14 protein-coding genes are annotated in these 22,072 nt (G+C 61.7%); 8 read left to right on the top strand and 6 right to left on the bottom strand.

All coding sequences use genetic code 11. The features are described 5' to 3' along the window. Nucleotides 1-4 precede the first annotated feature (4 nt). The gene (locus FAX90_RS14905; RefSeq protein WP_144098241.1) at nucleotides 5-1,339 is read right to left on the bottom strand and encodes an MFS transporter; all 1,335 of its coding nucleotides are present in this window, start codon (nucleotides 1,337-1,339) and stop codon (nucleotides 5-7) included. A 164-nt stretch (nucleotides 1,340-1,503) separates the two neighbouring features. On the opposite strand from FAX90_RS14905, the gene FAX90_RS14910 reads away from it, so the two are divergent. The 3 genes from FAX90_RS14910 (at nucleotide 1,504) to FAX90_RS14920 (ending at nucleotide 6,049) form a co-directional block, all read left to right on the top strand. Beyond that, nucleotides 1,504-3,978, top strand: coding sequence for a TonB-dependent receptor domain-containing protein (locus FAX90_RS14910; RefSeq protein ID WP_144098202.1), 2,475 nt, complete (start codon nucleotides 1,504-1,506; stop codon nucleotides 3,976-3,978). Nucleotides 3,979-4,058: 80 nt separating this feature from the next. After that, a complete protein-coding gene (locus tag FAX90_RS14915; RefSeq protein WP_144098203.1) occupies nucleotides 4,059-5,174 on the top strand; it encodes a glycoside hydrolase family 68 protein in 1,116 nt (371 codons plus the stop codon). Beyond that, nucleotides 5,171-6,049, top strand: coding sequence for an ROK family protein (locus FAX90_RS14920; RefSeq protein ID WP_240704936.1), 879 nt, complete (start codon nucleotides 5,171-5,173; stop codon nucleotides 6,047-6,049). Before FAX90_RS14915 ends, FAX90_RS14920 begins: the two co-directional genes overlap by 4 nt. Before the next feature lie 7 nt (nucleotides 6,050-6,056). Here FAX90_RS14920 and FAX90_RS14925 read toward each other — a convergent pair whose 3' ends face one another. The 4 genes from FAX90_RS14925 to FAX90_RS14940 all read right to left on the bottom strand — a co-directional run bounded on the left by FAX90_RS14925 (nucleotide 6,057) and on the right by FAX90_RS14940 (nucleotide 11,995). Beyond that, entirely contained in the window at nucleotides 6,057-8,120 is a 2,064-nt protein-coding gene (locus FAX90_RS14925) for a TonB-dependent receptor (RefSeq protein WP_240704937.1), read from the bottom strand. A gap of 115 nt (nucleotides 8,121-8,235) precedes the next feature. Next, nucleotides 8,236-9,222, bottom strand: coding sequence for a HupE/UreJ family protein (locus tag FAX90_RS14930; RefSeq protein WP_144098205.1), 987 nt, complete (start codon nucleotides 9,220-9,222; stop codon nucleotides 8,236-8,238). Then, nucleotides 9,219-10,082 (bottom strand): peptidyl-prolyl cis-trans isomerase, encoded by an 864-nt coding sequence (locus FAX90_RS14935; RefSeq protein ID WP_144098206.1) that lies wholly within the window; start codon nucleotides 10,080-10,082, stop codon nucleotides 9,219-9,221. The genes FAX90_RS14930 and FAX90_RS14935 overlap by 4 nt, the downstream gene beginning before the upstream one ends. Then, complete coding sequence (locus FAX90_RS14940; RefSeq protein WP_144098207.1) at nucleotides 10,082-11,995, bottom strand: DUF3604 domain-containing protein; 1,914 nt, start codon at nucleotides 11,993-11,995, stop codon at nucleotides 10,082-10,084. Before FAX90_RS14940 ends, FAX90_RS14935 begins: the two co-directional genes overlap by 1 nt. A gap of 143 nt (nucleotides 11,996-12,138) precedes the next feature. Between FAX90_RS14940 and FAX90_RS14945 the strand changes: the two genes are divergently transcribed. Continuing rightward, complete coding sequence (locus FAX90_RS14945; RefSeq protein WP_144098208.1) at nucleotides 12,139-12,801, top strand: TetR/AcrR family transcriptional regulator; 663 nt, start codon at nucleotides 12,139-12,141, stop codon at nucleotides 12,799-12,801. Between the two features lie 58 nt (nucleotides 12,802-12,859). Here the strand turns inward: FAX90_RS14945 and FAX90_RS14950 are convergent, their stop codons facing one another. Then, the gene (locus tag FAX90_RS14950; protein WP_144098209.1) at nucleotides 12,860-15,325 is read right to left on the bottom strand and encodes a TonB-dependent receptor; all 2,466 of its coding nucleotides are present in this window, start codon (nucleotides 15,323-15,325) and stop codon (nucleotides 12,860-12,862) included. A gap of 598 nt (nucleotides 15,326-15,923) precedes the next feature. On the opposite strand from FAX90_RS14950, the gene FAX90_RS14955 reads away from it, so the two are divergent. Genes FAX90_RS14955 through FAX90_RS14970 form a run of 4 tightly spaced genes read left to right on the top strand, consistent with a single transcriptional unit; the run spans nucleotide 15,924 to nucleotide 21,782 of the window. Next, nucleotides 15,924-19,268 (top strand): response regulator, encoded by a 3,345-nt coding sequence (locus FAX90_RS14955; RefSeq protein ID WP_144098210.1) that lies wholly within the window; start codon nucleotides 15,924-15,926, stop codon nucleotides 19,266-19,268. Beyond that, nucleotides 19,253-20,092 carry a CheR family methyltransferase gene (locus FAX90_RS14960; protein ID WP_144098211.1) on the top strand — a complete coding sequence of 280 codons (840 nt, stop codon included), beginning with the start codon at nucleotides 19,253-19,255 and terminating at the stop codon, nucleotides 20,090-20,092. The genes FAX90_RS14955 and FAX90_RS14960 overlap by 16 nt, the downstream gene beginning before the upstream one ends. Continuing rightward, nucleotides 20,089-20,655 (top strand): chemotaxis protein CheB, encoded by a 567-nt coding sequence (locus tag FAX90_RS14965; protein ID WP_144098212.1) that lies wholly within the window; start codon nucleotides 20,089-20,091, stop codon nucleotides 20,653-20,655. Before FAX90_RS14960 ends, FAX90_RS14965 begins: the two co-directional genes overlap by 4 nt. Further along, the gene (locus FAX90_RS14970; RefSeq protein ID WP_144098213.1) at nucleotides 20,652-21,782 is read left to right on the top strand and encodes a hybrid sensor histidine kinase/response regulator; all 1,131 of its coding nucleotides are present in this window, start codon (nucleotides 20,652-20,654) and stop codon (nucleotides 21,780-21,782) included. Before FAX90_RS14965 ends, FAX90_RS14970 begins: the two co-directional genes overlap by 4 nt. Nucleotides 21,783-22,072: the final 290 nt, after the last annotated feature.

Consider the following 22,072-nt stretch of genomic DNA (forward strand, 5'->3'; position numbering starts at 1 on the left):
GAACCTAGTTCGCCTCGGCCCGCATGATTTTGGGAACCGGCCTGCCGGCATCGACGAACATGGTCGCGATCGCGCCGACGATCATCATCGTGCCGCCAAGGATAAGCACGTTGCGCGGATCGCCGCCCAGGATCGGGCGGTAGATGAGCGGCATGGTCACGGTCTGGATCAGCATGGGTATGACGATGAACATGTTGAATATGCCCATGTAGATTCCGTTGCGTTCAGGGGGGATGGCATCGGCGAGCATGACATATGTATTACCCATCATTCCGGCCCAGCCAATCCCTATGCCCAGCATCAGCACGAACAGGGCGGCGGGCGTTTCCACCCCCGGTATCATAAGCATCGCCGCGCCCGAAGCCGAGAGGCAGAAAGCGTGAGTCAGACGCGCGCCCAGTTTCCGCACCACCGGGATCAGGGCAAGCGCGCCGAGGAAGGCGATGAAATTGTAAAGCGCGCCGGCCTGCTGCGTGGTCAGGGTCGCATCGCGAAACGCCGCGCTCGACGGATCGGACGTGTCGAACAAGGAGCGTCCGACCGCGAAAGTGATGTACTGCCAATAGGCGAACATCGCGTACCACTGGCACAGCATCGCCAGGGAAAGCTGGCGCATCGCCCTGGGCATTTCCCTGATCGCGCTGACGATCTCGGCCGCCGTCGCGGACGGTGTCAGCGGCTTGGCCTCCAGAGCTGCCTGCTCCTCGTCAGTCATCGGCAGTTCCGGAACGCGCCAGACGGACCAGACGATCGTGCTGATCGAAAGGATGGCGCCGATGATGAAGGCGATCTTCACGATCATGGGAATGCCGTTCGCATCAAGGACGTCCTTGGCAACGAACGCGGTCAGGAGCGTGGGCGCAAGATAGGACAGCGTTTGCGCAAGGCCCGTGAACGCGCTCTGCGTCAGGAACCCGACCGACCTTTGTTCGGGCGCCAGCCTGTCGGCGACGTATGCGCGATAGGGCTCCATCGTGATGTTGTTGCCTGCATCGAGGATCCACAGCAGGCTTGCCGCCATCCAGAGCGCACTGGAATAGGGCATCAGGAACAGGCTGATCGAACAGATGATCGCACCGATCAGGAAGTAGGGCGTGCGACGGCCAAGACGCGAATGCGTACGGTCGCTCATCGCGCCGATGATCGGCTGGATAATCAGCCCCGTCATCGGGCCAGCCAGCCAGAGCAAAGGCATCGTGGCTTCGTCCGCGCCCAGGAAGCCGTAAATCGGGCCCATGTTCGCCTGCTGAAGCCCGAAACTGAACTGCAGGCCAAAGAAGCCGATGTTCATTTCGATGATTCGCAGCAAGGAAAGCCGTGGTTTTACCGCGCTTTGCATAGCCAACATCCTCTTGTCCGTGCCGGCGTGATCCCGGCGTTGTGGCAAATCAGTGACAGAAAGCGCGATTGATTGCAAACGTTTGCAAGAAAGCTGTTGCAAACGTTTGCAGCAGCCGTATGCATAAATGGCGAATCGATAAAAATCATCGTGGGAGAGTTTCAATGCAGTTCCGTCATGCCCTTGCCGCAAGCGTTGCCCTTTCGGCCATTTCCACCCCTGCCCTTGCCCAGGACGGTGAGCCTGCAACCGATGCCGAGCCGGTACTCGACAGCAACGTCATCGTCGTCACGGCTGTCTCGCGCGGACAGAACCGCCTCGAAACCTCGATCTCGGTAAGCTCGCTCGATTCCGATGCGATCACCGATCTCAACCCCAGTTCCTCGGCAGACCTTATCCGCCAGATCCCCGGCATCCGTTCCGAAGCTTCGGGCGGCGAAGGCAACGCCAACATCGCCGTTCGCGGCATCCCCGTATCGACCGGTGGCGCGCGTTACATCCAGCTGCAGGAAGACGGCCTGCCGGTTCTCGAATTCGGTGACATCATCTTCGGCAACGCCGACAACTTCCTGCGCGCCGACCGCAATATCGGCCGGGTCGAGGCGGTCCGCGGCGGCTCTGCCTCGACGTTCGCGTCGAACTCGCCGGGCGGCGTGGTCAACTTCATTTCCAAGACCGGTCAGCAGGAAGGCGGCGCGGTCGCCGGAACGGTCGGCCTCGACCATGAAACCTATCGCCTGGACTTCGACTATGGCGCCGCGCTGAGCGATACGAGCTACTTCCACGTCGGCGGTTTCTACCGCACCGGCGAAGGTGTCCGCGACGTCGGCTATAACGCCAAGAACGGCGGCCAGATCAAGGCGAACTTCACCAAGGAATTCGACGGCGGCTTCATCCGCTTCCACGGCAAGTTCCTCGACGACAGCACGCCGACGATCCTGCCGCAGCCGGTGTCGGTTTCGGGAAGCAACGGCGATCCCGACTACAACGCGATTGCCAACTTCGATCCGCGCACGGACTCGCTCTACAGCCGTTACATCACCACGGCGCTGACGCTGGACGGCAACAACAACCCAACGACTTACGACTTTCACGACGGCCTTTCCGTGCTGAGCAAGTCCTTTGGCATCGAGGCCGAAGTCGAATTTGCACCGGGTTGGACCCTTACCAACCGGTTCCGGTATTCGGACAATAGCGGCAGCTTCGTCTCGCCCTTCCCGGCCAGCGTCGGCGATGCACAGTCGATTGCCGACGGCATAGGCGGCGCGGGATCGACCATCGTGCTGGCAAGCGGTCCGAATGCCGGACAGGTGGTTGGCGACCCGTCGAACCTTGGCGGCAACGGCCTGCTCACCAATGTCGTGCTGTTCAACACGCGGCTCAATGACCTGGGGCTCATCGCCAACGACCTGCGCGTGTCGAAAGACTTCGACATGGGCGGTGCGACGGCGACCTTCACGGCCGGATTTTACGGCAGCCGCCAGAACGTCGATACCGACTGGCTCTGGACGTCCTATGTTCAGACGGTTGAAGGCGACGGCAATTCGGTTCTGGTCGACGTGATTGACGCCAATGGCAACCAGGTCACCGACGGCGGCGTGGTCGGATACAGCGCCAGCTTCTTCGGCAACTGCTGCCGCCGCAACTACGACGTGCGGTACGACACTTATGCGCCGTTCGCTTCGGTCATGTTCGATTTCGATCGCCTGACGATCGATGGCAGCATCCGTTACGACTTCGGCAGCGCGGACGGCACGATCACCGGTTCGGACAGCGGGTATGGCAGCGGGATCACGTCATACGATTTCAACAATGACGGCCAGATCAGCCCGGCCGAAGCGCAGACGGCGGTACTGCCGCTCGGCAATGCGCGGCCGGTGAACTACGACTACAACTACTTCTCGTTCTCCATCGGTGCCAACTACCTGCTGACCGACGATCTTTCGGCCTTCGCCCGTTACAGTCAGGGCGGTCGCCACACCGCCGACCGCAGCCTGTTCTCGCCCGCCGTCAGCACACTGGACGGCAGCCTGCCCGGCGGCGACGAAGGTGTCGTTGCCACGGTAGACCAGCTCGAAGGCGGCCTGAAGTACCAGGGCGGCGGCCTCAATCTCTATGCCACCGCATTCTATGCCAAGACGGCGGAAACCAACGTCGAAATCGCGCCGCTGGTCCTGACCGACACGAAGTACGAGGCGGTCGGTCTCGAACTGGAAGGCAGCTATTCCTTCGGGCCTTTCTCCATCTCTGGCGGTGCGACCTGGACCGATGCCGAGATCAAGGAATCGCTCAACGCATCGGTGATCGGCAACACTCCGCGTCGTCAGGCCGATCTCGTTTTCCAGGGCACGGTTCAGTACGAAAACGACTTCCTGACCACCGGCCTGAACATGATCGGCACGACGGACAGTTATACGCAGGACAGCAACGAACTGAAGCTGCCCGGCTTTACGCAAGTCAACGCGTTCCTGGCCGTGCGCCCGCTCGACCGCATGGAACTGTCGCTGAACGCCAACAACCTGTTCGACGTCTACGGCTACACCGAGGCCGAAGAAGGCGCGATCCCCGGCAATGGCCTGGTCCGCGCCCGCTCGATCGAAGGCCGTAGCGTGACTGCATCGGTTCGCATCGACTTCTGATCGAAGCGATGGAGACGGGGCCGGTCGGCACTCCCTTACCGGCCGGCCCCAAATTCCCCGAATCTGATACGGAAAATGCGATGACCACAGCCTGGACCCTGAAAGACCTTCGCCAGATTGCGTTCGACCGGATCGACCGTGTCCCCGCAATCGCGTCGGCCAGTTCCGGCAATCTCGACAGCGGGCGTGTCTATTGGGACATGTGGCCGGTTCAGGACGAAAGCGGCCATATCGCATCGATAAAGGGGCGCGAATTGTGGATGGCCCTCACCGCCCCCGATCGCGGCAATCCGAATCTTCGCCATTTCGAGGCGAAGATCAGGCTTCTCGAACGGCTGGACGGCACCTGGGTCGACCGCGGCAACGTCCTGCCCGACTTCGACGTGGACTACGAGCGGGAATGGGCCGGATCAGCCGTGGCCAAGGGCGACGACATCACCCTCTATTTCACCGCCGCAGGCACGCATGAACGCAGTGGCGGATACCAGCAGCGGCTGTTCGAAGCGCACGGCAGGATCGGCGACGATGGCCTTCCCTGCGACTGGCAGCCGCCGGTCCCCTCGATCACGGCGATCACTGCCGATTACATGGCGGCGGACGCGCACGAAGGCGAAGCGGGAAAGATCAAGGCTTTCCGCGACCCGGCCTTTTTCCGCGATCCGGCAGACGGCAGCGAATACCTGATCTTCACCGCCTCGCTCGCCAATTCGGCAAGCGACTTCAACGGTGCCGTCGGCATCGCCCGCAAGGGTGAAGCCGGTTGGGAATTGCTGCCTCCGCTCGTCCATGCCGATGGCGTCAACAACGAACTGGAACGCGCGCATGTCGTGTTTCACGACGGCCGCTATTACGTGTTCTGGGTCACCCAGGGCATCACTTTCGCGCCGGGCACACCCGATGCGCCCAACGGGCTCTACGGCATGGTTTCCGATCGATTGCTGGGCGATTATCGGCCCTTGAACGGCAGCGGACTGGTCCTGGCCAATCCCGAAGACGAACCGATCCAGAGCTATAGCTGGTTCGTTTCGGCCGAACTTGTCGCGTCGAGCTTCGTCGACTTCTTCGGGCTGAACGGGCGCGCGCTGCCATCCGATCCGGTCAAGGCCAACGCCTTCTTCGGAGGCGTCCCGGCACCGCTACTGCAACTGGCGATCGACGAGGATGGCCGCACCACGCTCAAAGGCAAGCTACCGTGACCGAAGAACGCCCTTTGTTGGGCGGGATAGAGGCCGGTGGCACGAAATTCGTCCTGGCCGTCGGCCATTCACCTGACGAGATCGTCGCGCGTCACGAAATTCCCACCCGCTCACCCGACGAGACACTGGCCGAGGCGGCAGAATGGTTTCGCCGGCATCTCCCGCTGAAGGCTCTGGGGATCGCGACGTTTGGCCCCGCCATCGTCGACCGCGCAGATGCTGCGTGGGGGCATATCGGCACGACGCCCAAGCCGGGCTGGTCAGGATGCGATCTGGCTGGATATTTCGCGGATGAATTCGGCGTGCCCGTCGGCTTCGATACCGACGTCAACGGGGCCGCGCTTGCGGAAAGCCGGTTGGGCGCGGGCCGCGGTGTGTCGTCGCTGGCCTATGTGACCGTTGGAACCGGGATCGGCGGCGGGCTCGTCATCAATGGCAAGGCTGTCCACGGTTCCGCTCACCCGGAAATGGGCCATATCCTCCCCCGGCGACACCCTTCCGACACCGGGTTCGAAGGCATCTGCCCTGCTCACGGGGATTGCCTTGAAGGGCTGGCCAGCGGACCGGCAATCATGGCGCGGTGGGGCAAGACCCTGTCGGACTTTCCCGCCGATGATGAGGCTTTCGAGGTCATCGCCCATTACCTCGCCCAGCTATGTCATGCGATCTTCGCCATGACCGCGGCGGAAATCATCGTGCTGGGCGGCGGCGTGACCAAGTCGCGCGGCCTGCTCGCCAAGGTTCGTGAGATTTCAGCGGCATTGGACAAGGGCTATCTGCCCGGATCAGGCAAGCATCGCATCGCGTGCCCCGGTCTGGCCGAAGATTCGGGGATTTGCGGCGCGCTCATGCTCGCCGGTGATGCGATATCCTGATAGCGCGCTAGAACGCTTTCTTGACGCCGATGCGAAACTGGCGCGGCTCCACGATCCGGCTGTTGTTGTCCTCTACGCCGCCTGCCGGTTCGCCCGGGAAGCGCGTTGCGTAGTAATAGTCGATGTCATCATCGGCTGACGCAAAGGCGTTCAGAAGTTCGGCGTATACTTCCAGCCCCGCAATCTTTCGCGGTGTCCATGCGGCGCGGACATTGACCAGCAGCGTATCCTTGCCGCGCACCGAATTATCCTCGATCAGCGGGTGCGGGCCAAGATAGCGCAGCCGAGCCGACGCGTTGAAGTCCGGGAAGATGGCTGAAACACCGATCTCGCCGGAGCTTTCAAGCGAACCGGGGATGTAGTCTTCCCCCTTGGGCAGGCCGACGTAACGCGCCTTGGTACCCGTCAGCACGGCATCCACCGCAAGCCAATCCGTCGGCTTGTAGAAGCCGGTAAGCTCGTATCCGCGGCGCTTTCCCGGATCGCTGGGTTCGACCGCGCCGGAATCGCCGACATAGATCAGCTCGCTATCGATCTCGCTCCACCAATAGACGGCGGTGAGGATCGCGCCGCCGCGTTCGAAGCGCGCGCCGACTTCCTTCATGGTGCCTTCGACAAGGCCCGGGGCGGGGTTGGCCGGGTTGGTCACGCCGCGCGCATCGTTGGAATGGAAGCCCTCCCCCCAATTTGCATAGAGCGCGATGCCGGAGACAACCTCGTAGTTGAGGCCAAGCTTGGGCGAAACGATATGGTCGCCCGCAACGCCGCCCCAAACGTCGACGCCGCTGATTGGCCGGGTCTCAAACCGGTACCAGTCGCCACGCAGCCCGCCGATTACTATGAACCCGTCCATCGGCCGCCACGTCGCTTCGGCGTAGAGGCCGGCGCTGGTCTCATCCACTTCGAACGCGTTGTAGTTGAAATCCAGCTCGCCACCGACCGTCTCGTCCAGCCCGACGGGATCGATCGAATCGTGGCGGATTTCCGTCCCCAGTGTCAGGTCCAGACGGCTCGAAACGTCAACGCTGCGTTCGGCGCGCCCGCCATAGGACCAACGCTCCTCGAACTGGCGAAGCTGGTCGCCCTTCACCGGGTCTTCGAGGAAATAGGTGAAATTGGACAGCAGCGACCAGTCATAATGCTGCGCCCAGACCGTAAAGCGCCAATCCTCGTCCGCATAGTTCACGGTCAGCACTTCGCGCTTGGTCGTGCCGCGCAATGTGGGGTCGAGCGAGCAATAGCGATCCTCGCAAAGGTCGGTTCCAACGACGCGTTCAGGCAGTTGTTCGGTGGGTGCCCAGCTTGCGTGGAAAAGGTTGAAGCTTGCCCGGAACTCGCCCGTGCCAAGCGGAGCGGAGTATTTTGCGAAGGCGGAATAGCCCTCGAAGTCCTCGGGCAATTCCCACGGGCCGTCATTGAACTTGGCTTGGCCTAGCAAAAGCAGGTCGCCTTCACCGACAGAAGCCGATCCCCCTGCAACCGCGCGGCGATAGCCATAGCCGCCCGCTTCGACGACGGCGAACGGAGCAAGCGTATCGTGCGTGGTGATGGAGCTTGACCCGACAAAGCTGAAATCGCCGCGATCGGCGCGGTATGGCCCCTTGCGGTAATCGACACGCGCAACCGCCTCCGGGATCAATCCGTTCACGTCGAGATAGCCCTGCCCATGCCCATGGGTGCGGAAGTTGACGGGCATATCGTCGAGATAGAGCGAAAAGTCCGTGCCGTGATCGAGGTTGAAACCGCGCAGGAAAAACTGGTTCGCCTTGCCGCCCCCCGAATGCTGGGTCGCGATCAGGCCAGGCGTTGCTTCCAGCAATTCGCCGGGGCGCAGCAATGGTCGCACTTCGATATCCGCGCCCGCCACGCCGCCTTCACTCGCGGCTGCGGCCACACCGATCCGCTTTTCGCTGCGCCCGTAAACGAAAATCACGCTTTCGTAATCCTGGCCCGCGATTACCGCGGCCTCCGCCTCTCTTTGGTCGATCTCCTCGGCACGGACCGGACTGGTGGCAAGGGATGCGATCGTTGCGGCAACGATGGCCATGCGGCTGGTTGTCTGTCTCTCCATCCGCTCAGCAATGAGACAGCAAACGACGGCATTCAGCGTTCGTTACGGTTCTGACGGGGTTACACGGTCGTTGCGACCGGGTGTATCGCGCATGGCGCCCGCCGCGCCCTGGCCGTCAGATAATCCAGCCGCCTTGCGTGAAAATGCCGACGGTCCTTTCGATGAACCAATAGCCCCCAACCGTGCCGATAACGCTGATAAAGCCACGCGTCGCGTATTTTCCGAATTGTAGAGATGCGATCCGACCGCGCAGGCGGGCGAACCTTTTGACGAGCAGGAGCGCTATCGCGACAAAGACCAACTGCCCCGCCTCTACTCCGATGTTGAAGCCGATGAGAGAAAGGATGGGCCGCGTCTGTGCGGTCCCAATGCTCATCAACGCACCTGCAAATCCCAGCCCGTGCAGCAGACCGAAAGCCGAGGCGATGATCGCGGGTTTTCGGAAGACAAGACCGCTACGATCCCCGCGAACCAGTTCGGCGGCGAGAAACACGATCGACAGCGCGATAATCGCCTCTACGGCGCCGGAATTGACCCGCACGAGTCCCAGTGTCGCCAGCGTTATGGTAATCGCATGGCCGATGGTAAAGCCCGTCACCGTGATCGCAGTTCGCCGCCATGTCCGCGCGATAAGAACCAGACAGGCAAGGAACAGCAAGTGGTCCAACCCGGTCAGGATGTGGAACACGCCAATGTTCACATAACCCAGCAGAACGCTACTTGCGGTTTCCTCGCGCGGCAAAAGCAGGCTGCTGCTGCCGGGTGGGGCAGTGACACTGAGACGTTCACCGTTCGCGAACCTGGCCTTGAGCAGTATCGCAGGTGCGCTGGCGGCACCGGACTTGCCGATTGTCAGCTCTTTGGGGCGCTCGGGACATTCGTACTGGCGGGCACGGGCTGAGCGAGGCAGCTCAGCGCAATCGCCGGTCAGGGTTATGTCCGGCAGATTCTCCCGCCGCAAATTGCCGGGCGCGCGGGTGACGATGGAAAAGCGCGTTTGGTCCTGCTGCGTCAATTCGACGATCAAGGGCAGACTCTCGTGCGCGGCTGCAGGTGCGGCCAGCGCCAGAGCAACCAGGAGCGAAAAGATCAGCCGCATCATCGCCCGTCGCTTTTGAATTCAGGGGCCACTTTCGCTTCGTATGAGGAGACGATGGCATCGATACGCTTTTCCAGATCGCCGGCCTGTCGCGCCCGCATCCAGTCGTCGAGTATGATCGGACGCAAGGCGGCAAAATCCGGTTCGCCAGCGCGATCGTGCCGCACCACCCGCACGAGGTGCGCGCCGAGGTCGGACCGGATCGGTCCTTGCCATGCGTCCGACGGATTCAGGGCGAATACGGCGTCGGCGAAATCCCGGCCAAGCTGGGCCGAGACTTCTTCCGACCGCGCGCCGACGTAAGTGCGCTGATAGGCAAAGCGGTCTCCGGCAGCCTGCCAGTCGCTGTCCGGTCTGAACGCCCTTGCGCGCTGCGCCGCGCCGTCGGCCCCGCCGCGGGTGGCATCGAAGAAGATATGCTCGAAAGTGACGAGATCACTTTCGGCGTATTCGGACTTGTTGGCATCGAAGAACTTGCGCAATTGGGCATCGCCCGGATCTGATGCGACCTCGGGCCGCAAGGCAAAACGCATGGACTGGCCCAAACGACGCCGGATTGCCGGGTCATCCTGATCGAGGCCCCACGATTGCGCTTCGCGGAAGAGCGCTTCTTCCTCGACATAGCGCTGGACCAGGTCTTTACGCGCCTGGGGCGACAGGTCGTCCAACGTCCTTGGACCGGCCGACAATGTTTCGGAAAGGGCGTTTCCTCCGCCAGCTGCAAGATAGGCTTCGAGCACGGGCCGGTCGACCCGGATGACGGAGGTATCGTCTGCGCCGTCCGGGTCGATAAAGGCGGCGAGCACGAAGATCGCCGCGCCCGAGCCGAGAAACCACCATAGCGGATCGATCCCGCGCCGCATCACGGGTGGTACCAGATCGGCGAACTGTAAGCGCGGTCCTGCACCGTGCGGGGGACCTCGGCGGGCATCTCTATGCCGAAATAGGCCATGTCGTAGGTGGTCCAGCGCGGGCGCGGAATTTCAAGCACGCGGACATAGTAGAACGCGGGCTGACTGGCATCGAAATCGGGATCGCGCCACCACTTGGCAAGCTCAGGATCACCGATGGCGTTGGTGTAGGTCGCCTTGGCAATGTCGACCGTGCTGCCCACCGGCGGAGCCTTGCCGTCCGGCCCGACCTTGCGGTTGTCCGAAAGGGCTACGTCATAAATCTTCTCATGCGTCCGCCCCTTCGCATCGAGCCAGCCTTTCACGACCTGCACCCTGTCCAGGTTCGCCCCGTCGGGATCGCGCACGGCATGGATCATGAAGGACGGCGGAGCGTCGTTCGTGGCACGCCCCAGGTCGCCACCCATCGGTACACCGCGGCGATAGCCCAGGCGGGCATAGTCGGGGCGGTCGATGTCGCCCTTGGCGAAATCATAGCCCCCGAAAAATCGCAGGCGGATGCGCGACCCGGTCGTGCCATAAGTCTCGCGCCGCATAAGCGCGTCGAAGATCGCCTCACGCGTGTTTTCGGGGGCCCAGACAGCGGCGAGACCCGATGCGGACAGTTCCCAGCTTTCCTGCAGAACGGCCGACATTTTCTCCCGCCAGCGGTGATCGGATGGCTCGGACTCCGGGAACTTTCCGAAAAAATTGTCCTCGTTCGTGGTCGACAGGCCGGTATGCTGATCCGTGCTGCCGATCATGCCGAATTCGAAAGGATTTGCCCCCAGCTGGCGTTGGTGGCGCAGACCTTCTTTTAGCGCCGAACGCGCATATTCGTAAGGCAGCATGTCCCTGGTCTTCGGCTCGCTGAGCGTGATGTTGCCCTTGTCCCACGTTTCAAAGTCCGCGAACGCGTCACTCGGCGAAAGATCGGGATGCGTTTCGCCGTCTCCCTTGACCTGCGTAACCTCGTAGACCGGCTCCCACCGGCTGCGCTTGCGGGCATAGGCAGCGTTCAGAGGCTGTCCGCTGATCGTGACCGGCGCGAACATCCTGCCGTTCGAAACGTTGCCGTTGTGCGCGATGGCGAGCGTGCGAACGCCCGCCGCCTCGTATTTTTCCAGCGCGTTCCAAAGATCTTCGGGGTCGGCCGAGTCCTGCGCCGTGAATGGAAGAATCCGCTTGGCCTCGGCCCCGTCACCGCGGAAAAGCACGACACGGTGCAGATTGTCGCCGTTGATCATCGAGGTCCATTCGTACCCGACGAGCGCGGTGAACTGGCCGGGACGGTTGTAACGGTCGGCATTGTCGGCCACCTCGCCCCAGACGCTGCGGTTCACGGCATCGGGGGTACGCAGCGCACGGTCGCTGGATTGAATGGCGTTGGCAAAGGCGACACCTACCTTCGCCCGTTCGTTGCGCTGAAGATAGCCGAGCCATTCGAGACCAAGGGGCCAACTCGTCAGTTCGTCATCTTCGGCCAGAAGACGCGGAAAGACCCCGAGATATTCGGCATGGTCGGTTATACCGATAAAATCGAGCGGGCGGCGCAGTTTGGCAGGGACCCCATTGTCGGCTCCGACCTCGTATCCCATGGCAAAGCGATAGGCTTCGTCCGGAGTAACGCTTCGCGTGCCGTTCAGAAATGCGTCCGGCGAATAGCTGGTGTGAAGGTGCAAATCACCGAAATAGAGGTTGTTTTCCGCCGGTTTGCGCAGCGGCGGTGAATAGGCCATCCGCTTCGGTTGCACGTCCAGGCCTGCATCCGTGACGCTGTCAGCCTTGACCGGCGTCGCCTCACCTTCCGGCACCAGCAGTGCGAGTGCCGATGAGACGATCGCCGACACCCCGATGGCCAGCCACGGCCAGGCTCTCGTACGCATACCTCTCTCCGCTTTTTCGATTTTTAAAACAGTCGAATTAGAAACGGTAAAGCCTGATCGGTCAAGCAGCCCTGCGCCGAACTATGACAACGGTCAGGTCTCCCTACTTTCATTGAATTTGCGCGCGGGCTAGAAGCCCCGACATGGCGACAACGACGACCGGGACGAGCGGAGAAAACGGACGCAGTGCGCGGTCGCGCCTCAAGATGATGCGCGTCGCCGAAGAACTCTTCGCGCGCGATGGGATCAACGAAGTTTCTCTTCGCACCATCGCAGCGGCGGCGGGGCAGTTGAACGTGGCGGCGGTACAGTACCATTTCGGCGGACGAGACGGTCTGCTGCGCGCGATTTTCGAGTATCGCGTCCGTGAGATGGAAGTGACCAGGAAGGCGAAGCTGGAATGTCTAGGCGCGCTTCGATCCATTTCCGATCGCGACTTGCTGGGTCTCGTATACGAACCGTACCTCGACCTTACGAACGAGGATGGCGATCACTGTTATGCGCGTCTGCTGCTGACTTACCTGACACGTTTCGGGCGCCACGCGGTTCCGCATCCGGCCGAAGACGAGACTTCGGAAGAATTGGTGATCCCGCGCATTCTTGCCGAATTGCGCCGCCGACTTGACCAGCATGAAGCCGGAAAAGCGGACGCGCGCACCCTGATGATGACCACCGGCTTTCTGTCCTTGTTGTGCGAACATGACGTCCGCCGGGACGCCGGGATGGACGTCGACGACGTGCGCGAGTTGGCAAGTTGGTCACTTGACTTGATGGCGGCGGCTTTTTCCCTTCACGGCAAACAATAAAAAGCCGGGACAGCTGGTTAAAGCTGCCCCGGCAGGTATGGCGCTTGATCGGGAGAGATCAGAAGCGCTTTGTCAATTCGATCTGGACGGTCCGCGGCAGGCTGCCAAAACCGAGCTGGTCGGCCTTCGTCCCGACTGCCGTCCCGGTGCCGGCTCCGGTGAATGGCCCGTCGACAACACCCGTGACGTAAAACTGGTTGGTCAGGTTCTTGCCGATCAGCGCGATCTTCCAGTTGTCGTCGGCCGCACCGAAACGCAAACCGGCATCAAGAGTGACATAACTGTCCTGAACTGAAAGCGGATTGCCGAAACCCGACGCGAGATAGCTGTCCGAATAACGGGCATCGATGCTGAGGCCTGCGCGGTAATTCGTGCCGATGTCGCGTTCGTAGGTCACGCCCAGGTTGCCGGTCCAATCCGGGGAAACCGAAAGCGGAGCGCCGGTCAGGTCCTGTCGCGCAGCGATCGGGCTGATCTGGATACAGCCTTCGCCCGTGGTCTGGCCTGCATAGCAGGGCGCACCTTCGAAGTCGGTGTATTCCGCCTCGGTGTAATTGATCGAGCCGTAAACATTCAGCCCCTCGACCGCATATGGCGCGAATTCGAACTCCAGCTCGACACCACGCGAACGCGAATCTGCCGTCAGGGTCTGAAACGCAAAGATCGGCGAGTTGAAGAAGTCGACCTGCAAATCGCTGTAGTCGTATGTGAATGCCGTCAGGTTCAGGCGCAGCTGGTTGTCGAGGATCGTCGATTTTATGCCGACTTCGAAACCTTCCGCTGTTTCCGGCTCGAACGTCAGGTCTCCCAGCGGATCGGACGAAAACCGCGAGTTGATGCCGCCGTTCGAAAAGCCGCCCGACTTGTAGGCAGTCTTGTAGGCCCCGTAGACCAGAACGTCGTCAGCCGCCTGCCATGTCAGCGTCGCTTCGGGCGAGATGTCGGTAAAATGTTGATTGGCCGTCACATATCCCAGTGGATCGCTACCGATGCGGAAGACACCGGCAAGTCCGGGATTGACGTAGGGCTGTACGAAGTAGCTGTCCTTCGTTTCATCGGTATAGCGTGCACCGCCGGCCAGTTCGAGATCGGGCGTGATCTCGTAAGTCAGCTGACCGAACACGGCAAAGGTTTCACCCTTCGTCTGGCTGAACTTCTGGTTTCCGAGGAACTCCAGCCCAGCAGGCGCGGCGCTGTTGTAAAGGTTTGCCTGAGCGGCCTGCTGGTTAAAGTCGCGCGTCGTATTCTGGTAAAGGCCGCCGATCATGAAATTCAGCGGGCCATCGAAGGTCGAAAGGAAGCGCAATTCTTCGGACCATGCTTCCCAGCTTGAATTTTCTGTCGCCCAAACGCTGGTCGGGGTCGACTGGAAATCGCAGGCACAGGTCCACTTGTTGTTGACCCACTGGTAGTTGGTGACAGACGTGATCTGCAGGAAGTCCGTCTCGTAAACCGTGTTCAGCGTGGACGAAGCCGACTCGTACCGGTTGTAGAGCGCACCATCATCGCGCGACCACGGAATGTTGCCGGCAAGCGCATCGGGCAGATTGTTCTGGAAGGTCACGAAATCGGTACGGCACGGCTGGCCCGTCTGCTGCGAAAGGCCGTCGCCGCGACCGCAGGCATAGGCGACGTAGTTCCACGACGAATTGTTGACCGTATTCCAGTCGTAGTTGCCCTTCAAAGTCAGCGTGAGATTGTCGGTGGCCTCCCACTTGAGCGTAGCGCGGGCCAGCACTTCTTCCTCGCCGGGCTCGTTCCGGGCGGCAGGCTGCGCAGTCGATGTTATCGGGTTGCCGTCACCGCCTGCCAGCAGGTCGGTGATATCGCGGGTGGTGTATTCGAACGGCTCTGCCAGGTTGGTGTAGTAACCGTCGTCCATCTTCGAATAGCGGGCGGCAAGGCGGAAACCAAGACGATCCCCCAGCGGCACCGAACCCACGGCTTCGAGCTTGTATTGCTCGGCCACGAATTCATACCCTGCCTTGACCATGAATTCCGGATCGGGTCCGGGATCCTTGGTCGTGATCGAGATGACACCGGCGGTCGCGTTCTTGCCGAAGAACAGCGCCTGCGGCCCCTTCAGGACTTCGACGCGGGCAAGGTCGAAAAAGCCTTCGTTGATGACGCGGCCCTGGCCATAATAGGCGCCGTCAACGACCACCGCGACAGATTGTTCGATCCCGATCGAGGTCGATGAGGAACCGATACCGCGCAGGGTCAGCTGTGCGCCCGAACCGTTGGATGCGCGGCCCACATTGAACTGCGGCGCAATCGCGGCGATCTTTTCGACACTGGTGATGTCGCGGTTTTCGATCAGTTCTTCGGAAAGCGCAGTCACGGCGACCGGCACGTCCTGGACGCTTTCCTCCCGCTTACGCGCAGTGACGACGATTTCCGAAAGTCCGCCCGAAGAGGGCCGGACCGCGGCCACCCCCTCACCATCCTGCGACCAGGCCGGCTGCGCCGACAACGCTCCGCACGCTACGCCAATCAAGAGAATCGGCCTCAACCGAACAACCATTCCACTCTCCCCGTCATAGCGGGAGATGTGTCGCCCGCCTTGTTTAATCTGAGTGTTTTAAAACGTACATGAATGTCCGCCAGCTAGCTTTAAGGGGAGGGTCGTTTCCGCGCTTTAGGGACCGCTGACTCACGAAACGCCCTTGCAAAAAGGTGGGGGTGTCGGCGCCTTGGAAGACGACGCTCCCTGCTCCGCAGTAGAACTCTCAAAGTCTCAGTTTGGGGAAAACTGGGCCGGAAGCAGACTGGCTGCATTGGATGCAATGGACGACACATGGGGCCTCCGCAAAAGGCCCCCTCCCCCGTAGAGGCGCCGATACCGCCGACGATCATCGTTCCATGCGGTCCGCAGTCTCCAGCCAGAGGCATCTTCAGCGCCGATCCGCACAGGCACGAATGATCGACCGAAAAATGTTGCCTGCGATTACAGAGTATCTTTAAGGCCAGAATCTTATTCATGAGGTTCCAGCATCTTGCGAAACGCGAAACCGAAGCAAGGCTTCCGTGATTCTCTCAGCAGCAGGTCGGTTATCGGCCTACTGGTCGGCGTCGGCTTCTTCCTCCTGTCGGCGTACGCTGCGTACATCAATATCGTCAGCATGCGGGAAAACGAGGCGCGGATTCGCAATACGCATGAGGTCCTGACGACACTCGATGGCCTGATGATCGCGTTGCTCGATGCCGAGACTGGGCAGCGTGGCTTCGTCATTACCGGCGAAGATCAATATCTCGAACCCTATCAGCAAGGTGTCGCCAAGGCGCGCGCAAGCTTGACCTTGCTCGAAACGCTGACGCAGGACGACGAGGTCCAGCGCAAAACCCTGCCTTCATTGCAAACCGCAGTCGAAACCAAGCTCCGCTTTGCCGACAACGCTATCCGTACGCGGCGCGAGGATGGGATGGCATTGGCGGTCCAGATGACCGACAGCGATCGCGGCAAGATGGCCATGGACGCTATCCGCCAGCAAATGGACCTGATGTTCCGCGACGAGGCGGCAGAGCGCGAGCAGCGCGTCGCCGAACTGGCTGCGGCTTCCCGTGCCGCCATCATCAGCGCCGTGGTCACCAGTCTCATCGGGATCGCCCTGACGATCGCGATTTTCATCCTCATGGGGCGAAGCAATCGCACCCGCGAGCGGCGGCAGTGGCTCCAGACCGCGCAGCTGGAATTGAGCGAGGCCATGCGGGGCGAGCAGACAGTGCCCGAAGTGGGCGCCGCCGTGCTTTCGTTCCTTGCCGAAAGAAGCGGTGCCAGTGCCGGGGCTCTGTTCAAGGGCGAGCATGGCATTTTCAACCGCGCCGCGTTGCTGGGCGTTTCGGACAGCGCTTCCGTGCCGGAAAAATTCGCTCTGGACGAAGGTCTGCTCGGCAAAGTGGCGACCGATGCGCGGGCCACCGTCCTGGCAGACATTCCCGCCGGCTATCTCAAGATAGGTTCGGCAATGGGGAGCGACGCCCCGCGCCATCTCGTGGTGGCGCCCATGTTCAACGAAGGCGCCGTGAATTCGGTTATCGAACTCGGCTTTTTCGACAAGGTCGACGAACGGACGCTCGAACTTCTCGATACCGTCTCCGGATCGATCGGCGTCGCGCTCCGCTCCGCGCGTTTTCGCGAGCGGTTGCAGGAAGCGCTGGAGGAAACCCAGCGGCAGGCGGGCGAATTGCAGGCGCAGAGCGAGGAACTGCGGGTTTCCAACGAAGAGCTCGAAGAACAGGGCAATGCGCTGAAGGAATCCCAGGCCCGCCTCGAACTTCAGCAAGTCGAACTGGAGCAGACCAACAGCCAGCTCGAAGAGCAGGCGCAGACGCTCGAAGGACAGCGCGACGAGTTGAAGCGGGCGGCGGCCTCTCTCGAACTGAAGGCGCGCGAACTGCAACAGGCGAGCCAGTACAAGTCGGACTTCCTGGCGAACATGAGCCACGAATTGCGCACGCCGCTCAATTCGCTGCTCATCCTGTCCAAGCTTCTCGGCGATAACGCCGATGGCAACCTGACGGCCGAGCAGATCAAGTTCGCCCGTACCATCGAATCCTCCGGCAACGACCTCCTGACCCTTATCAATGATATCCTCGACCTGTCGAAGATCGAGGCGGGCCACGTGGAAATCGAGGCCGCCCCGGTTTCGACCGAACGGCTGGCATCCGATCTGCGCAAGGTGTTCGAGCCTTTGGCCCAGCAGCGCGGTCTGGAGCTTTGCATGACCGTGCAGACTGACGCGCCGCTATCGATCGAAACCGACCGGCAGCGGCTGGAACAGGTGCTGAAAAACCTGCTTTCCAACGCGATCAAGTTCACCGAGCAGGGCAGCGTCGCCCTCACCATCTCGCAGGGCGCGAAGGACACCGTGGATTTCACCGTGGCCGACACCGGCATCGGCATCGACGAAACGCATCGCGAGGCAATCTTCGAAGCCTTCCGCCAGGCGGACGGCACCATCAGCCGCAAATTTGGCGGCACGGGGCTTGGGCTGTCGATTTCGCGCGAGCTGGTGCGTCTGCTGGGCGGCACCATGCGACTGGACAGCGAGATGGGCAAAGGCAGCACCTTCGTGGTGACAGTGCCGGCAACCTACGATCCCGCGATGGTTGCGCCGCGGCAACTTGCGACTGCCAGCGAGGCACCGACCCAGGCCGCGCCAACGCCCCCGCCCGCACCGGCCCCGCGCGCACCTGCCCCGCGCGCAGAGGCCAGATCGAAGCCAGCCCAGGCAGGCTTGAGCATCGTGGAAGACGACCGTCAGGCGCTGAACGAAGACAAGCGGCTGCTGCTGGTCATCGAAGACGACACCACTTTTGCCGGCATCGTGCGCGACCTTTCGCGCGAGTTGGGGTTCCAGTGCATCGTTGCCGGAACCGCGCAGGACGCGATCGACCTCGCCCGCGAATACAGGCCCAGCGCAATCGTGCTCGATATCGGCTTGCCGGACCAGTCGGGCCTTACCGTGCTCGACCTGCTCAAGCACGAGGCAGAGACGCGGCATATTCCTGTCCACGTGATATCCGGTTCGGATCAAAGTCAGACCGCGATGGCGCTCGGCGCGATCGGCTTTCTGGAAAAGCCCGCCCCGCGCGATCGCCTCGCCGAAGTGCTCGAAGGTTTGCAGGAGAAGCTGGCTTCGCGCATGCGGCGCGTGCTGATCGTCGAGGACGACGAGGTCCAGCGCGAGGCGGTTGGCCAGCTCCTGGGATCCCAGGACGTCGAGACCGTTGGTGTCGGCACCGCTGCCGAATGCCTCGAGGAGCTGCGCAGCGGGCAATACGACTGCATGGTTCTCGACCTTGCACTGCCCGATGCATCGGGCTTCTCGCTGCTCGAGACGCTGAGCGAGGAGAAGGGTGGCCCCTTCCCGCCGGTCATCGTCTATACGGGCCGCGATTTGTCGAGCGAGGAAGAGCAGCGCCTGCGCCGTTATTCAAGTTCGATCATCATCAAGGGGGCCAAGTCTCCCGAGCGACTGCTGGACGAAGTCTCGCTGTTCCTGCACCGCGTCGTGTCGGATCTGCCGCCCGAACAGCGACAGATGATTGAGAAGGCCCGCCACCGCGATGCCGCGCTCGAAGGCAGGCGCATCCTCATCGTCGAGGACGACGTGCGCAACGTCTACTCGCTCACCAGCGTGCTTGAGCCGCGCGGCGCGTTGACGCGGATCGCGCGCAACGGTCAGGAAGCGCTCGACGCGCTCGCCGAAGCGGTCGACGACCCGGCGAAGGCCATCGATCTCGTGCTGATGGACGTGATGATGCCGGTTATGGACGGCCTTACCGCCGCCCGCGCGATCCGGGCCGATCCGCACTGGAAAAAGCTGCCGATCGTGATGCTCACGGCCAAGGCGATGCCCGACGATCAGCAGAAGTGCATCGATGCCGGTGCCAACGATTACATGGCCAAGCCGATCGATGTGGACAAACTGCTGTCGCTGGTGCGCGTATGGATGCCGCGGTGACCGGCGAGAGCATCGAAGATATCGAGATCCAGCTTCTGCTGGATGCGCTGTATCGTCATTATCACTACGATTTCCGGCACTATGCCCGCGCATCGATCAAGCGCCGCCTGCTGCAGGCGCGAACCCAGTTGGGCTACGACAGCATCTCCGCCATCCAGTCGGCCGTCCTTCACGACGAAACGATCCTGCCGCGGCTGCTGAACTACCTCACCGTGCAGGTGAGCGAGATGTTCCGCGACCCGTCCTATTTCCGCGCCTTGCGCGAGAAGGTGATACCGCATCTGCGCACTTATCCCTCGCTCAAGGTGTGGGTCGCAGGGTGCAGCAACGGTGAGGAACTCTATTCGCTGGCCATTCTCTTCGCCGAGGAAGGTCTGGCCGAGCGGACGATCTTTTACGCGACGGACATCAATCCGGCCGCCCTGCGCGCCGCGCAGGCGGGCATATACCCGCTCGACCGCATTCGCCTATTCACCGAAAATCACCGCCTGTCGGGAGGGCACTCCTCGCTGTCCGACCATTATACCGCGGATTACGACCGGGCCGTATTCGACAAGTCCCTGCGCGAGCGCACCGTCTTTTCCGATCACAGCCTCGTCACCGACGCAGCGTTTGGAGAAATGCATCTGATTTCCTGCCGCAACGTGCTGATCTATTTCGATCGCGAATTGCAGGACCGGGTCGTCGGCCTGTTCGCGGAATCGCTCGTGCGCGGCGGCTTCCTGGGGATTGGATCGAAGGAAAGCCTGCGCTTCTCCGCCCATGCCGATCACTTCGCCGATTTCGTGGGCGATGAACGGATATACCGGAGAAACGTGCGATGACCTTGCAGGCTGTCGTCATTGGCGCCTCGGCGGGCGGGGTTCAGGCCCTGTCCCAAGTCCTCCCGGCCTTGCCGGCCGACTTTCCGGTTCCGATCATGGTCGTCGTCCATATTCCGCCGCGACGGGATAATGCTCTGGTCGACCTGTTTGCCAGGAAATGCCGACTGGCGGTCAAGGAAGCCGAGGACAAGGAACCGATTGCGTCCGGCACGATCTATTTTGCCCCGCCCGATTATCATCTGCTAGTCGAAACGGGCGGAACGTTTGCATTGTCATCCGACGAGACGGTCAATCACTCGCGCCCGGCCATCGACGTCTTGTTCGAAAGCGCGGCAGATGCCTATGGGCCCGGGCTGGTTGGTATCGTCATGACCGGGGCGAACCACGACGGGGCGCAAGGCTTGCGGGCGCTGTGTGCCGCCGGTGGGCAAGGCATCGTGCAGGCCCCCGCGACGGCAGAAGTCGCGACCATGCCAGAGGCTGCCCTCGCGGCCTGCCCCGCTGCGCGCGCGATGACGTTGGAAGAAATCGAACCTGCTCTGGAGGCAATGGTCGAGCGATGACCAATACCGTAAAATTCCTGTTGGTCGACGACCTTGAGGAAAACCTCCTCGCGCTTGAAGCACTGCTGGCGCGCGAAGGTCTTGAACTGCACAGAGCCCGCAGCGGCGAAGAAGCGCTCGAACTGATGCTGGGCAACGAATATGCGCTGGCCCTGCTCGACGTGCAAATGCCGGGCATGGACGGCTTCGAACTGGCCGAGATCATGCGCGCCAACGATCGTTCGCGGCATATCCCGATCATATTTCTCACCGCCGGAAGCGGGGATGCGGCCCGCAAGTTTCGCGGATACGAGGCCGGTGCCGTCGACTTCATCCAGAAGCCGATCGAAGCCGATATCCTGCGTTCCAAGTCGAACGTCTTTCTCGATCTATTCGTCCAGCGCCAGCAGATTACGTCCCAACGCGACGAACTGGCCATGTTGACCGCGGCTTTGCAGGCAGCAGACCAACAGAAGAACCGGTTTCTGGCGGTCCTCGCCCACGAACTGCGCAATCCCCTCGCGGTGCTGTTGGCGGGCCTGAATTTTCTGGAGAGACCGAAAGAAGGCCTCGACAACGAATCCGTGCGCAAATCGATGCGGCAGCACCTTCATCACATGACCCGACTGGTCGACGATCTGCTCGACATCAACCGCATCGAGCACGGCAAGATATCGCTCCGCAAGGAAACGGTCCTGCTCGGCGATATCCTGCCACCAGCCCTCGATATTGCCGGACCGGCGATCGAGGCCGCTGGTCATGACCTTCAGGTGGAATTGCCGGATGAACCGATGACGCTGGAGGTCGATCCGGCGCGCTTCATCCAGATCGTAGGCAATCTCGTCAGCAATGCGGCCCGCTATACCCCGGCGGGCGGCCAGATCACGGTCGCCGTGTCAAAGCTGGCTGATGGCGCGAATATCACAGTGTCGGACAATGGCGTCGGAATACCCGTGGAACAACAATCGGTTATCTTCGAAATGTTCGGACAATCGGACAATGGCCGTGGGCTCGTCGGAGGCGGCCTGGGGATCGGCCTCGCCTTGGTCAAACAGCTTGTCGAACTGCACGGCGGGGAAATCCGCCTCGTCAGAAGCGCGCCGGGTGAAGGCAGCACGTTCGAAGTGCACTTGCCGCTGGCGCGATAAGTCTCGCGGCAGACATGTCTGTGAGTGATAGCGGTACCCTTAGCCACGACAGAAAGTACCACGGCTGGTATATCCGCGAGGGCAGCGCCAGCCCCGCATCGGATCTCGCCCACGCGAGTCCCTCGTCGATAAATAAATAGGCCGCTTCCAGACCGCGCTGAGAAAGACCATGCGCAGCAGCCAGCGCTAGGCATTACCTCCCGGTCGGTTACTCACGCTCTGGACGCAAGAAAGCCCCCTTGGCGATTTGCCATGGGGGCTTGGTTGTGTGTGGTTGCGGGGGTTGGATT

This window comes from Croceicoccus sediminis (genome assembly GCF_007570835.1).
In the GTDB taxonomy this organism is placed as follows: domain Bacteria; phylum Pseudomonadota; class Alphaproteobacteria; order Sphingomonadales; family Sphingomonadaceae; genus Croceicoccus; species Croceicoccus sediminis.

Coding starts and splice junctions, on each gene's coding strand:
- FAX90_RS14935 (WP_144098206.1), bottom strand. CDS start 10,082: ATGCGGCGCGGGATCGATCCGCTATGGTGGTTTCTCGGCTCGGGCGCG.
- FAX90_RS14915 (WP_144098203.1), top strand. CDS start 4,059: ATGACCACAGCCTGGACCCTGAAAGACCTTCGCCAGATTGCGTTCGAC.
- FAX90_RS14925 (WP_240704937.1), bottom strand. CDS start 8,120: ATGGAGAGACAGACAACCAGCCGCATGGCCATCGTTGCCGCAACGATC.
- FAX90_RS14955 (WP_144098210.1), top strand. CDS start 15,924: ATGCGGGAAAACGAGGCGCGGATTCGCAATACGCATGAGGTCCTGACG.
- FAX90_RS14930 (WP_144098205.1), bottom strand. CDS start 9,222: ATGATGCGGCTGATCTTTTCGCTCCTGGTTGCTCTGGCGCTGGCCGCA.
- FAX90_RS14945 (WP_144098208.1), top strand. CDS start 12,139: ATGGCGACAACGACGACCGGGACGAGCGGAGAAAACGGACGCAGTGCG.
- FAX90_RS14960 (WP_144098211.1), top strand. CDS start 19,253: ATGGATGCCGCGGTGACCGGCGAGAGCATCGAAGATATCGAGATCCAG.
- FAX90_RS14910 (WP_144098202.1), top strand. CDS start 1,504: ATGCAGTTCCGTCATGCCCTTGCCGCAAGCGTTGCCCTTTCGGCCATT.
- FAX90_RS14950 (WP_144098209.1), bottom strand. CDS start 15,325: ATGGTTGTTCGGTTGAGGCCGATTCTCTTGATTGGCGTAGCGTGCGGA.
- FAX90_RS14965 (WP_144098212.1), top strand. CDS start 20,089: ATGACCTTGCAGGCTGTCGTCATTGGCGCCTCGGCGGGCGGGGTTCAG.
- FAX90_RS14940 (WP_144098207.1), bottom strand. CDS start 11,995: ATGCGTACGAGAGCCTGGCCGTGGCTGGCCATCGGGGTGTCGGCGATC.
- FAX90_RS14970 (WP_144098213.1), top strand. CDS start 20,652: ATGACCAATACCGTAAAATTCCTGTTGGTCGACGACCTTGAGGAAAAC.
- FAX90_RS14905 (WP_144098241.1), bottom strand. CDS start 1,339: ATGCAAAGCGCGGTAAAACCACGGCTTTCCTTGCTGCGAATCATCGAA.